Genomic DNA, 12,236 nt, shown 5'->3' with positions numbered 1-12,236 from the left:
CCGGGGGGTGGGAGTTGGCCGGCCAGGAGGTAGCGGGTGTACCAGGTGGTGACGCAGGTGCTGAAGTTGCTGGTGTGGCCGAAGCCCTCCAGGGTCAGGAGGCGGGCGTTGCCCAGTTCGCGGGCCATGTTCTGGGCGAAGCTGTAGCGCGTCGCCGGGTCGTAGGTGGGGTTGACCAGCAGGACCGTCTGGGAGGTGCGGCGGTTCCACGGGCCGTCATAGCGCTCGGTCGTGCGGATCCAGTTGGCGCAGCCGACCTCGCTGAACGCCTCGGCGCGGCCGAAGGTGCGGTGGGTTGCTTCGAAGCGGGTGGCGATGGCCGGGTAGGCCGCCGGGTTGCGGGGGAGGGGGGCGTCGAGGCAGTTGACGGCCTGGCCCGCGTCGGAGCTGTTGAACGAGTAGTCGCTCGGGGCCCGGGGCGACAGGCCGGCCGGGAGGGTTCGTCTGACGGTCGCGGCCGGGGGAGTGCCGAAGAGTTCGTCGTAGAGGGTGCGCAGGTCGGCGGCGGTGGCCGGGAACGACGAGACGTCGTACATGCTGCTGTAGACGTAGCTGGTGAACAGGTCGAGGTCCACGACGCCGAAGGTGGGGGAGGTGAAGGGGGCCTTGCGGAGGCGTTCGCGGACGGCGTCGAACTTGCGGCGGGCGTTGCCGGAGAGGGCGCAGTCCGGGCCGGCCTTGTCGCAGGCGGCGAGGAAGCCCTTGAGCGCGATCTCGAAGCCGCCGGCGCGGTCGAACTTGTTGGCCACGCGGCGGTTGGTGCGCTGGTCGGGGTCGACGTTGCCGTCGAGGACCACGGCGCGTACGCGGTGGGGGTAGAGGTTGACGTAGGTGGCGCCGATCAGGGTGCCGTAGGAGTATCCGATGTAGGTGAGTTTGGTGTCGCCGACGGCGGCGCGCAGCAGGTCGAGGTCCTTGGCGACGTTGAGGGTGCTCATGTGGGCCAGCAGCGGCCCGGCGTTGCGCTTGCAGGCCTCGGTGTAGGCGTAGTTGGCCCGCTGCGTGTCGCGGATCTGCTGCTCGGTGACCGGGACGAAGGCCATCCGCGCGAGGAGCGCCTCGGCCTCCTCGTCGGTGGCGAAGCACTGCAGCGGGTCGCTCGCGCCGATGCCGCGCGGGTCGAAGCCGACGAGGTCGAAGCGGGCCAGCACCTCCGGGGCGACGATCGCGGCGGAGACCGTCACCAGGCCCCGGCCGGGGCCGCCGGGCCCGCCCGGGTTGACGAAGATGGTGCCGAGGCGCCGGGCCGGGTCGTCGGCGGGGCGGCGGGCGAGGGCGATCGTCGTGGTGGCGCCGCGCGGCTTGTCGTGGTCCAGCGGCACCTCCCGGGTCGCGCACTGGTAGCCGGCCAGGTCCTCCTCCGTGCAGGCCGACCAGGAGAGGGCCGGCGCGGCGGCGGACGGGGCCGGGAGCAGGGCGGCGGAGACGGCGGCGACGAGTGCGCCCGCGAGCAGGCGCCGGGGCGAGGAACGGGACATGACGGGATCCCTCCGGTCGATGGACGAACCGGCCGCCAGCGTCCCACGTATCGACGGTGGGCACTGTCCTCAAGGTGTCACGGAGACCTCTGTCCACAGCTCGAAGCAGTTGCGGCGGGACAGTGCGGAGACGCCGATCGACGCGCGGCCGGCCACGCCCGCCACGGGACCGAAGACGTCGATGAACAGCTGCGACACCCCGTCCGACACGAGGTGCAGGTCCTCGAAGTCGTCGGTCGTGCGCAGGAAGCACAGGTTCCGGCCGATCGAGGTCACCTTGTCCAGGCTGCCCACCGCGAGCCGGATCAGCCCGAGCGCGTTGACCGCCGTCATCCGCGCGGCCTCGTACCCCTGCTCGACCGTCAGGTCCAGACCGAAGCGGCCCGGGTGCAGCCGGTTGCCCTCGCGGTCCTCGGGCGTGATGCCGGACAGCAGCAGCAGATTCCCCTCGCGGTGGAAGGGCTTCACCTTGCCGTAGCGCCCGCCGTAGGGCGGATCCGCATAGTCCGGAACGGCAAGTCCAAGCTCCCGGACGCGATCTTCGGCACTCATGACGGGCTCCAGACGGTAAGACCACCCACGACGGTACGGACCACAGCGGCCGTAAGAATCTCGCTCGCCGAGCACGTCACCGGGTCCACCGACAGCGCCACCCAGTCGGCGAGCATCCCGGGGCGCAGCATGCCGCGCGTCGCCTCCGCGAAGGCGGCGTACGCGGCCCCGGTCGTGTAGCCCGCCAGCGCCTCGGCGCCCGTGACGGCCAGCGAAGGCGCCACGGGGTCGCCGAGCCCGCGCACCATCCGGGTGCGCGTCTGCCACATGAGGTGCCGCGGGTCGAAGGGGAAGAACGGGCCGTCCGAGCCCAGGGCCACCGTGGCGCCGGCGTCGAGCCAGGACCGGACCGGGTTGGCCGGCACCGCCCGCTCGCCGAGGTGCTCGATGAGCCCGGCCGCGTTGTGCCAGTGGATCGACGGCTGCAGCGAGGCGACGACGCCCAGCCGTGCGGCCTCGGCGAGGGAGGAGGGGGACGGCTCCAGATAGGCGTGGATCAGCTGCCAGCGCAGATCGCGGAGCGGGAAGGAGGCGTCGATGTCCGCGAAGATGCGCAGGATCTCGGCGACGGCCCCGCCGCCGACGGCGTGCACCCCGAGCGACCAGCCGTGGGATGCGCAGAACCGGGCGATGGAGGCGAAGTCGCCGGACGGGATCCGCTGCACGCCGTAGTCCGTGGTGCCCGGCGTCCAGGGGGAGGCGAGCAGCGCCTGCCGCTTCATGCCCTCGCCGTCGAAGTAGACCTTGATGCCGCCGAGCCGCAGGAAGTCGTCGCCGAACCCGGTGGACGCCCCGATGCCGTCGAGCCGGGTCAGGATCTCCGGCAGCGCGGGATCCAGGTACGGCATCGCGACGACCCGCATGCTGAGCAGCCCCGCCGCCCGGGCCGCCTGATAGCCGCGCATCTCGTCGACGGTCACGGCCGGGTCGACCACGCTCGTGATGCCGAGCGCGTGCAACAGCGGCTGGACCTGCCGCAAACCCTCGAGCCGGTCCGCCAGGGAGGGCTCGGAGCCGGGCGGCCACTCGTCGAGGTCGGCCGTACGGTCCATCTCCGCGACGTACGAAGCCGCGTCCCACGTGCCTCCCGGGGCGGGCACCGACAGCGCCTTGAGCCCGGCCCGCTGCATGTGCAGGTGGGCGTCGATCAGCCCGGGCACGACGACCGCGTCCAGCTCCTCGATCGGGGTGTCCGGCGGGCACGCGGCCCGGACGGCGTCGACCTCGCCGACGGCCACGAGGCGGTCCCCGGCCCACGCCAGCGCCGAGGCCCGGGGCAGCGCGGGATCCATGGTCACGACCGGCGCGACCACGATGCGATGGCTCAACGAAACCTCCCCGGCACGATTGGATCCACATCATCAAAGCATGGATCCAGCCGGAGTCACACCCCGAGGATCCGCAGGACGGCGGTCGTCGTGTCGCGCACGATCAGGTCCGCCTCCAGCGACGGGTCCTCGTACCGGCGGAGGTTGATGCTCTCCACGAGGGGGAAGACGATGCCGGCCATCCGGCTCAGGTAGGCGTCGCTCGGGGCGTGTCCCGCCTCGGTCAGCACCTGCCGGACGAGCTCGGTGTAGATGTCGCGCAGCCGCCCGCGCAGCTCGTGCGCCTCGGCGAACTCCCCGCCGCGCACCTCGGGCAGCAGGCCGAGCACCGCGACCGGCCGGCGTCCGGCGAAGAGGCCGTGGATGTCGTGGTCGAGCAGCGCGGTGAGCCGCTGGACGGCCGGCTCCGGCGCGGTGAGCAGCGTCGCGCCGAAGTCGACGGCGGGACGCAGGGACTCCACCAGCAGCTCGCGCAGGATCTCGGACTTGAGCCGGAAGTGGGCGTACAGGGAGGGCTGTTTGATGCCGGCCCGCTCCGCGATGTCGCGGGTGGAGGTCGCGGCGAAGCCCTGGGCCGCGAAGAGCTCGGCGGCCGCGTCGAGGATCCGCTCACGCCCGGAACTGCTGGTCATCGCACCTACCCAGGGTGATTAAACAAACCGGAAACACGCTCTCAACGTCGCCGCCGCATCGGGGGTCTTTTCTGTCGGGCAACAGAAACCTATCAAGCGATAGGAAGAGGGAGTGCAGTGACCGCCGATCTGCGAGCCGCCCACGTCACCGACTCCGTGCTCTCCGCCCGGGCCGACGCCCGTGCCCAGGCCGGCGCGGTGGCCGAGGCCATGCCGTACGTGCCCGCGGCCTCGACACCGTACTTGCCGGAGGGCGTCGAGCGGGAGTCCCTGCTCTGGGCCGAGACGGTCGCCGGCGGCGGCTACACGCACCGGATCCTGCCCCGCGGGGCGCGGATCCGGTTCGAGGACCCGGCCGGCGACGCCTGCGCGCACGTGCTGCTGTTCAACGCCCTCGAGCCGTGGGAGCGCCTGAACGTCGCCGACACCCAGAAGATCCCGTGGCAGGCCTATCTGGGTACGGGCCACCCGCTGCTCAGCGGCGACGGCCGGGTGCTCGCCACGATCGCCGCCGACACCTCCGGCCGCCACGACGCGTTCTGCGGCACGAGCAGCCCCGAGCTGGCCCAGCAGAGGTACGGCGCCCACCTGCCCGAGTCCGCCACCCCGGCCGGCCGCGAGCTGTTCCTGCTCGGCGCGCTCAAGCACGGCCTGACCGAGCGCGACCTGCCGCCGAGCGTGTCCTTCTTCAAGGGCGTGCGCGTCGGCAAAGACGGAAGCCTGGAATGGATCGGCGCCGCGCAGAACCCGTCGTACATCGACTTGATGGCCGAAATGCCGCTCATCGTGCTCGTCGCGAACGTGCCGCATCCGATCGACCCGCGCCCGGGATACGAGGTCACCCCGGTGCGGATCCACGCCTGGCGCAGCACCCCGACCACCGATGCCGACCCGGTCTGGTCGGCCACGCCGGAGCGCGAGCGCGCCTACCTCAACACCGTCGACTACCTGAGCGGCCGAGGAGCCCTGTGATGACGACGCCCCTGATCGACGGCGAGCTGATCCTCGACGAGCGGGTCGCCGAGCGCGCGGCCTGGTCCGGCGTCGTGCGCGCCGGCGACGTGCTGACCATCGTCGACGTGGGCGGCAACCAGTCCGCGGACACGCTGATCTACGACGCGGCGGACACCGCCGATCGCTACGACGCCCAGCAGACCATCGCCTTCCAGGCCAACGCCTACGTCCGGACGGGAACCGTGCTGCGCTCGGGCACGGGCCGGCCGCTCATGACGGTCGTCGGCAACGAGGTGGACCGGCAGGACACCATCGGCGGCGCGTGCGGCAAGGAGTCCAACACCCTGCGGTACGGCCACCACACCCACTTCCAGCACGGCTGCCGCGAGAACTTCCTCCGCGAGGGCGCCCGCCACGGACTCGGCGCCCGCGACCTGGTGTCCAATCTCAACTTCTTCATGAACGTGCCGGTGGAGGCGGACGGCGCCCTGGGCATCGTCGACGGCATGAGCGGCCCGGGCAAGCGGGTCGCCCTGCGCGCCGACCGGGACGTCCTCGTCGTCGTCTCCAACTGCCCGCAGATCAACAACCCGTGCAACGACTTCAACCCCACGCCGCTGCGCATGATCGTGACGCGCCCATGATCGAGGACGCGTACCGGCTGTCCGCCGAGCGGCCGGAGATCTGGATCCACCTGCGCCCGCGGGACGAGGTCGCCGCCGAGGCGAAGGCGGCACGGGGTCCGCTCGCGGGCAAGCTGCTCGCGGTCAAGGACAACATCGACGTCGCCGGCCTGCCCACCACGGCCGGAGCCCGCAGCTACGCCTACGTGCCCGAGCGCGATGCCCCCGCGGTGGCCCGGCTGCGGGCCGCCGGCGCGACCGTGCTCGGCAAGACCAACATGGACCAGTTCGCCACCGGGCTGGTCGGCACCCGCAGCCCGTTCGGCGCGGTCCGCAACGCCTGGGATCCCGAGCGCATCTCCGGCGGATCCAGCTCGGGCTCCGCCGTGGCCGTCGCGCTCGGCATCGCCGACCTGGCCCTCGGCACGGACACCGCGGGCAGCGGCCGGGTCCCCGCCGCGCTCAACGGCATCTGGGGCTTCAAGCCGACCCGCGGCCGCATCCCCGCGACCGGCGTCGTGCCGGCCTGCCGCAGCATCGACTGCGTCACCGTCTTCGCCCGCGAGCCCCGCCTCGGCCGCCTGGCCCTCGACCTCATGACCGGCCCGGACGCCGGCGACCCGCTGAGCCGGGCGTTCCAGCCCGTCACCAAGCCGCCCACGGGCCGGATCGCCATGTCCGTGGAACTGGAGAACACGCCGGCCGCGGACCTGCTGAACGCCGAAGTGGCTGACCTCGCGCCCCTCCTGGAAGCGGCGAAGCTGCTCTACGGTGGCGCCTACGTCGCCGAGCGCTACGCGGCGGTCGGGGACCACATCGCGAAGAACCGGGACCTCATCGGCACCGACCTGGATCCGACCGTGGCGGGCATCATCCTGGCCGGCGCCGAGCCCCGCGCCGTCGACCTCTTCCGCGACCTCGAGAAGCTCGACCGCGCGAAGGCCGCGGCGGCGGCGATCTTCGAGACCTACGACGCGATCCTCACGCCCACCACCACCGGGCATCCCACGCTCGCCGAGGTGGCCGCCGACCCCGTCGGGGTCAACGCCGCCCTCGGCCGCTTCACCAACTTCGCCAACCTGCTCGACCTCAGCGCCGTCGCCCTACCGGGCGGCGTCGTGGACGGCCTGCCGTACGGGCTCATGCTCACCGGCCCGGCCTTCGCCGACGAGCGCCTCGCCGACCTGGCCGAGCGCCTCGTGGCCGCCCCGGACCCCGTCGACCTCGCCGTCTTCGGGGCCCACCTGACCGGCCAGCCGCTGAACCACCAGCTGCGCGGCGCGGGCGGCTTCCTCGTGCGCCCGATCCGCACCGCCGCCGCCTACCGCATGTACGCCCTCGCCACCACCCCGCCCAAGCCCGGACTGGTACGCGACCCGGACCACGGCGGATCCCTGGCCGGCGAACTGTGGCGGCTGCCCGCCGCCGCGTTCGGCCGGTTCGTCGCCGACCTCCCCGCCCCGATGGCCATCGGCACCGTCACCCTCGACGACGGCTCCGAGGTCACCGGCTTCCTCTGCGAACCCTTCGCCACCCGCGGCGCGACCGACGTCACCGCCGCCGGGAGCTGGCCGAATCACCTGGAAGGCCGATAGATGAGAAAGCCCCTCGCCCTGCTCGGCGCCACGCTGCTGGCCGCCGCCCTGACCGCCTGCTCCGGCGGCGGCACCCCCGGCACCACGTCCGCGGCCGCCGACGACACGCTCAACCTGGCATTCCTCGGGGGCGTCAAGGCACCCGACCCCGACACCGCGTACGACGGCCCCGAGCTCAACCTCGTCAACAGCGCGTACGAGGGCCTGGTCGCGTACAAGTCCGGGCAGGACAAGCCGGAGCTGGAGCCCGCGCTGGCCACCAAGTGGACCGCGAACGCCGACAACACCCAGTTCACCTTCGACCTGCGCACGGGCGTCACGTTCCACGACGGCACGCCGTTCACCGCCGACGCCGTCGAGGCCTCCTTCAAGCGCCGCACGGACGTCGGCGAGGGCCCGTCGTACATGGTCTCGGACGTCAAGAGCGTCGAGAAGAAGTCCGACAGCCAGGTCGTCGTCACGCTCTCGGGATCCAACAGCGCCTTCCTCGACCTGCTGGCGTCGCCGTTCGGACCCAAGATGGTCAGCCCGGCGGCGATCGAGGCGCACCCCTACAGCGCCGAGGGCGAGAACTGGTGGGCCACGCACGAGGCGGGCACCGGCCCCTACACGTACGGGACGTTCACCGCCGACACGTCGTACCAGCTCAAGGCGTACGACAAGTACTGGGGTGACAAGCCCGGCTATCCGACGGTCGACTTCGCCGTCGTGTCCAGCCTGTCCACGATCCAGCTCCAGCTGGAGAGCGGGGAGCTCGACGGCCTCGCCGGCTACGCGGACAACGCGACCTACACCGCGCTGCAGGGCAAGGACACCCTCAACTCGTACACGTTCCCGAGCATGCAGACGCCGACGCTCTTCGTGAATCCCAAGAGCGCCGCGGTGGGATCCGAGGACGTGCGCAAGAAGCTGCTCGCGGGCATCGACTTCACGGACCTGACGACCAAGGCGCTCGGCAGCATCGCCAAGCCCACCACCGAGGTCTTCCCGGTCAACCTGCTCAGCGACCCCGGTCTCGACCAGCAGAAGATCACCCACGACGGGGGCGCGCTCGCGGCGCTGGCCGCCGGGCCGCTGTCCGGCAAGACCATCAAGATCGCGTACGGCCAGACGAGCGCCGACGCCAAGAACCTCAGCGACAACCTCGCCGCGACCCTCAACGCCGCCGGCATCAAGGCGCAGAGCACCGGCTACGCCCTCGGCACCTACTTCCCGGAGCTCGAGAAGGGCGCGAGCGGCCCGGACCTGACGTTCTTCGCCGGCTTCCCGGACACCGCGCACCCCGACGCGTGGGCGACCGTCTTCTACACCCCGAAGGGCGGCCTCGACCTCTTCGGCGCCGAGGTGCCGGGGCTCGCCGACCTGTTGACCAGGGCCCGCTCCACCGACGACGAGCAGCTCTACAGTCAGGCGTCGGCCCTGGTGAGCGAGTCGGGCTACTTCTACTCGGTGGCCACCAGCCTCGGCACGGCCAACTTCGCGAAGAAGGTCGCCGGCGTCGAGCAGTCCTGGAACCCGGTCATCACCGGGGTGCTCGACCTCGCGGTCCTGCGTCCGGCGAGCTGACGACCATGACCGCTGTCCTCGACGTGGCCGGACTCTCCATCCGCTACACGTCCCGGGTCCCGGCCGTGCTCGCCGTGGACGACGTCTCGCTGACCGTGGATCCCGGGCAGTGCGTGGGCGTCGTCGGCGAGTCCGGCTCGGGCAAGTCCACGATCGGGCTGGCCGTCCAGGGGCTGCTCACCCGCTCGCCCGAGGTGTCCGCCGAGGGCACGGTCAGGCTCGCCGGCACCACGCTGGACGTCACCGGGGAGTCCGGCTGGGCGGGGATCCGCGGGCACCAGGTCACGACGGTGTTCCAGGACCCGATGGCGTCGCTGGACCCGACCATGAGCGTCGGGCGGCTGCTGGGCCGGGTGACGGGCAGCCGGGACGAGAGCCTGCGCTGGCTCACCGAGGTGGAGATCCGCGAGCCCGCGAAGGTGCTCAAGGCGTACCCCCATCAGTTGTCCGGCGGCATGCGCCAGCGGGTCATGATCGCGCTGGCGCTCGCCCGCAGGCCGGCTCTGCTCGTGGCGGACGAGCCGACCACCGCGCTCGACGTCAGCGTGCAGGCGCAGATCCTCGCGCTGCTGAAGCGGGAACGCGAGCGGCTCGGCTGCGGCGTCCTGTTCATCACGCACGACCTGGGCGTCGCGCGCACGATGTGCGACGAGGTGGCCGTCATGCGCCGCGGCCGGGTGGTCGAACGCGCGCCGGCCGCGACGGTGTTCGAGGCGCCCGCCGATGCGTACACGCAGCGGTTGATCGCGTCCCGGCTCACGCTGGCCACCGACCGGTCGCAGCCGGTCGGGCTGCCCGACCCGACCGTGCTCACCGCGATGCGCGAGTCGGCGCAGGCCCCGGCCGACGTCGAGCAGCGCTGGCAGGACCGGACGCTGCCCTGGTCCGGTTTCGCCCGCGCACACACCGGCGTGCACGGCGGGCACGCCCTGGAGCTGGTCGGGGTGAGCAAGAGCTTCCGCTCGGGCGGGCTGTTCGGCGGCGCTCGCAAGAATGTGCTCGACTCCATCGACCTGAGGGTGGCCCGGCGGGAGAGCGTCGCTCTGGTCGGTGAGTCGGGCTCCGGTAAGTCGACCATCCTCCGGATCGTGGCCGGGCTCGAGAAGGCCGACAGCGGTGACGTCTACGTGGACCGGACCCAGGGCGCCGGCGTGCAGGTCGTCTTCCAGGACGCCGGCGCCTCGCTCACCCCGTGGCGCACGGTCGGCCAGCTGCTGACCGAGCGACTGGACAACGCCGCGCAGCCCGGTACGGACAAGCGCGCACGGGTGCGGGAGGCGCTGGAACGCGTCGCCCTGGACCCGGCGCTGGCGGACGCGCGGGCGGGCGAGCTCTCCGGGGGCCAGCGGCAACGGGTCGCCATCGCGCGGGCCATCGTCGTACCCCCGGCGCTGTTGCTGTGTGACGAGCCGACCAGCGCGCTGGACGTCTCGGTGGCGTGCTCGGTGCTCAACCTGCTCAACCTGCTGCGGCACGAGCTGGGGCTGCCGATCCTGTTCGTCACCCACGACCTGGCCGCCGCGCGGATCATCGCGGACCGGGTCGACGTGATCAGCGCCGGCCGGATCGTCGAGCGGGTGCCCGCCGAGAACCTCGCCGGCGACATGACCAGCGACTACGGCAGGAGGCTGCTCGATGCCGTCCTCACCTGACGTCGCGCGGCGGCTCTTCCTCCCCGGTCGCGTGCGTCCCCTCGGCGGCACGAGCACGGTCGGTGCGGGGGAGCGTGTCGCGGTCGGCGTGCTGCTGATCGTGGTGCTCGCCGCGCTGCTCGGGCCGGTGCTCTCGCCGTACAGTGCGATCGTCCCCAGCGGGACCCCGCACCTGCCGCCGCTGTCCGCCGGACATCTGCTCGGCACCGACGAGCTGGGCCTCGACATCGCGACCCGGATCCTGCAGGGCACCCGGACCAGCCTGGTCGCCGCGCTCGTCGTGACGGCGGTCAGCGCGCTGGCCGGGCTGCTGATCGGCACGCTCGCCGGGTTCGCCGGGGGAGTGCTGGACACGATCCTGATGCGTGTCACGGACCTCTTCCTGGCGCTGCCGGCGACGATCGTCGCGATGGCGGTCGCCGCCGGGCTCGGCCCGGGGCTGAGCAGCTCGATGATCGCCATCTCGGTGGTGTGGTGGCCGCTCTACGCCCGGCTGGTGCGCGGCGAGGTCCGCCGGCAGGCGCGCGCTCTGCACGTGGAGGCCGCCCGCATGAGCGGTACGCGTGGCCTGAGGCTCGTGACCCGGCACGTGCTCCCGAGCGTCCTGCCGACCGTGGCAGTCACCGCGAGCCTCGACATCGGTGGCGTCATCGTCACCGTCGCGGCCCTGTCGTTCGTCGGCCTCGGGGCCCCGGCGCCCGCTCCGGAACTGGGCCTCATGGCGTCCGCCGGGCTGCAGTACGTCGTCAACTCCTGGTGGATCCCGGTGTTGCCGGGGCTGATGGTCGGGCTGCTGTCGCTGCTGTTCAACTACACGGGCGACGGGCTGCGGGCCCTGCTGCGCCGGAAGGGGGCCTGACGTGCTCCGGTTCGCTGCCCGGCGTACGGTGTCGCTGGTCGTCGTGCTCTTCGCCCTGCTCGTGCTGGTCTTCCTGATCAGCCGGTACGGCGGCGGGGACCCGGTGCGCGGCTACCTCGGCGCCAACGCGTCCGCCCAGGCCGTCGCGGAGACCCGTGCGCGGCTGGGCCTCGACGACCCGATCTGGATCCAGTTCGGCGACTATCTGAGCCGGCTGGTGCACCTGGACCTGGGCACCAGCCTGGCTACGCGCCGCCCGGTCGCCGCCGAGCTGGGCCAGCGGATCCCGGCCACGGCCGAGCTGGCGCTGTGGACGGTGTTCTTCTCGGTCCTCATCGGGCTGCTGCTGGCCCGGGTGTACTCGCTCAAGGGGCGTTTTTCCGGCGTCCTGCGGCTGGTGCTCTTCAGCGGGGCGAGCGCGCCGTCGTTCCTCATCGCCACGGCCGGGGTGCTGGTCTTCTTCGTCCAGCTGCACTGGCTGCCGGTGTCCGGTCGCACGTCCTACGGACCCAGCACCGGGCTGTCCGGGATGTACGTGCTGGACGGACTGCTCACCGGCAATCTCCCGTACGCGTGGGACGCCGTCGAACACCTCGTCCTGCCGGCGCTCGCCGCGGCGCTCGGCCCGGGCGTCGCCCTGGCGCGGGTGCTCGCCGACGGGCTCACCACCAGCCTGCGGTCCGCGTACGCCCGCACTGCCCGGTCCTTGGGGGAGACCGAGTCGCAGGTGCTGTGGCGGCACGGGTTGCGCAACGCCGCCAGCCCGGCCCTCAGCCTGCTCGGCGTGCAGCTCGGCATGATGCTGTCGAGCCTCGTCGTGGTGGAGCAGATCTTCTCCTGGAACGGCCTCGGCCAGTTCCTCGTCCGCGCCATCGGGGGCGCCGACACCGGCACGGTGGCCACGATCAGCCTCCTGCTGGGTGCGTTCTACGTCGTGGTGAACGCCCTCGTCGACATCGCCCTCGCCCTCACGGACCCCCGGGTCCGGCTCAGCTAG

Annotated in this window: 11 protein-coding genes; 7 read left to right on the top strand and 4 right to left on the bottom strand. The window is 72.3% G+C overall.

Annotated elements, in window-relative coordinates:
• The 4 genes from RBH18_RS40245 to RBH18_RS40230 form a co-directional block, all read right to left on the bottom strand.
• The coding region (locus tag RBH18_RS40245; protein ID WP_306215782.1) for an alpha/beta hydrolase at positions 1 to 1,478 on the bottom strand (1,478 nt) is incomplete at its 3' end.
• 69 nt (positions 1,479 to 1,547) lie between these two features.
• On the bottom strand, positions 1,548 to 2,030 hold the full coding sequence (locus RBH18_RS40240) for a RidA family protein (RefSeq protein ID WP_306215781.1): 483 nt from the start codon (positions 2,028 to 2,030) through the stop codon (positions 1,548 to 1,550).
• Positions 2,027 to 3,358: an amidohydrolase gene (locus RBH18_RS40235; RefSeq protein WP_306215780.1), complete on the bottom strand. Its 1,332-nt coding sequence runs from the start codon at positions 3,356 to 3,358 to the stop codon at positions 2,027 to 2,029. Before RBH18_RS40235 ends, RBH18_RS40240 begins: the two co-directional genes overlap by 4 nt.
• Positions 3,359 to 3,414: 56 nt before the next feature.
• Positions 3,415 to 3,990, bottom strand: coding sequence for a TetR/AcrR family transcriptional regulator (locus RBH18_RS40230; RefSeq protein WP_306215779.1), 576 nt, complete (start codon positions 3,988 to 3,990; stop codon positions 3,415 to 3,417).
• A gap of 117 nt (positions 3,991 to 4,107) precedes the next feature.
• Between RBH18_RS40230 and RBH18_RS40225 the strand changes: the two genes are divergently transcribed.
• The 7 genes from RBH18_RS40225 to RBH18_RS40195 are packed head-to-tail and all read left to right on the top strand — an operon-like array spanning position 4,108 to position 12,236.
• Positions 4,108 to 4,962: an urea amidolyase associated protein UAAP1 gene (locus tag RBH18_RS40225; RefSeq protein ID WP_306215778.1), complete on the top strand. Its 855-nt coding sequence runs from the start codon at positions 4,108 to 4,110 to the stop codon at positions 4,960 to 4,962.
• Positions 4,962 to 5,588: an urea amidolyase associated protein UAAP2 gene (locus RBH18_RS40220; RefSeq protein WP_306215777.1), complete on the top strand. Its 627-nt coding sequence runs from the start codon at positions 4,962 to 4,964 to the stop codon at positions 5,586 to 5,588. Before RBH18_RS40225 ends, RBH18_RS40220 begins: the two co-directional genes overlap by 1 nt.
• Positions 5,585 to 7,162, top strand: a complete 1,578-nt coding sequence (locus RBH18_RS40215; RefSeq protein WP_306215776.1) for an allophanate hydrolase — start codon at positions 5,585 to 5,587, stop codon at positions 7,160 to 7,162. The genes RBH18_RS40220 and RBH18_RS40215 overlap by 4 nt, the downstream gene beginning before the upstream one ends.
• Positions 7,163 to 8,728: an ABC transporter substrate-binding protein gene (locus RBH18_RS40210; protein WP_306215775.1), complete on the top strand. Its 1,566-nt coding sequence runs from the start codon at positions 7,163 to 7,165 to the stop codon at positions 8,726 to 8,728.
• Positions 8,729 to 8,733: 5 nt separating this feature from the next.
• Complete coding sequence (locus tag RBH18_RS40205; RefSeq protein ID WP_306215774.1) at positions 8,734 to 10,380, top strand: ATP-binding cassette domain-containing protein; 1,647 nt, start codon at positions 8,734 to 8,736, stop codon at positions 10,378 to 10,380.
• Positions 10,364 to 11,239 carry an ABC transporter permease gene (locus RBH18_RS40200; protein ID WP_306215773.1) on the top strand — a complete coding sequence of 292 codons (876 nt, stop codon included), beginning with the start codon at positions 10,364 to 10,366 and terminating at the stop codon, positions 11,237 to 11,239. Before RBH18_RS40205 ends, RBH18_RS40200 begins: the two co-directional genes overlap by 17 nt.
• A gap of 1 nt (position 11,240) precedes the next feature.
• Positions 11,241 to 12,236: an ABC transporter permease gene (locus RBH18_RS40195; protein WP_306215772.1), complete on the top strand. Its 996-nt coding sequence runs from the start codon at positions 11,241 to 11,243 to the stop codon at positions 12,234 to 12,236.

The sequence above is a fragment of the Actinoplanes oryzae genome, assembly GCF_030757795.1.
Lineage (GTDB): Bacteria > Actinomycetota > Actinomycetes > Mycobacteriales > Micromonosporaceae > Actinoplanes.
The sequence above is the reverse complement of the archived record's forward strand: the minus strand, read 5'-3'. Positions and strand labels throughout refer to the sequence as shown.

What these genes read in the sequence shown, in the direction of transcription:
- RBH18_RS40240 (WP_306215781.1), bottom strand. Translation starts at nt 2,030, where the DNA reads ATGAGTGCCGAAGATCGCGTCCGGGAGCTTGGACTTGCCGTTCCGGAC.
- RBH18_RS40200 (WP_306215773.1), top strand. Translation starts at nt 10,364, where the DNA reads ATGCCGTCCTCACCTGACGTCGCGCGGCGGCTCTTCCTCCCCGGTCGC.
- RBH18_RS40205 (WP_306215774.1), top strand. Translation starts at nt 8,734, where the DNA reads ATGACCGCTGTCCTCGACGTGGCCGGACTCTCCATCCGCTACACGTCC.
- RBH18_RS40220 (WP_306215777.1), top strand. Translation starts at nt 4,962, where the DNA reads ATGACGACGCCCCTGATCGACGGCGAGCTGATCCTCGACGAGCGGGTC.
- RBH18_RS40210 (WP_306215775.1), top strand. Translation starts at nt 7,163, where the DNA reads ATGAGAAAGCCCCTCGCCCTGCTCGGCGCCACGCTGCTGGCCGCCGCC.
- RBH18_RS40230 (WP_306215779.1), bottom strand. Translation starts at nt 3,990, where the DNA reads ATGACCAGCAGTTCCGGGCGTGAGCGGATCCTCGACGCGGCCGCCGAG.
- RBH18_RS40215 (WP_306215776.1), top strand. Translation starts at nt 5,585, where the DNA reads ATGATCGAGGACGCGTACCGGCTGTCCGCCGAGCGGCCGGAGATCTGG.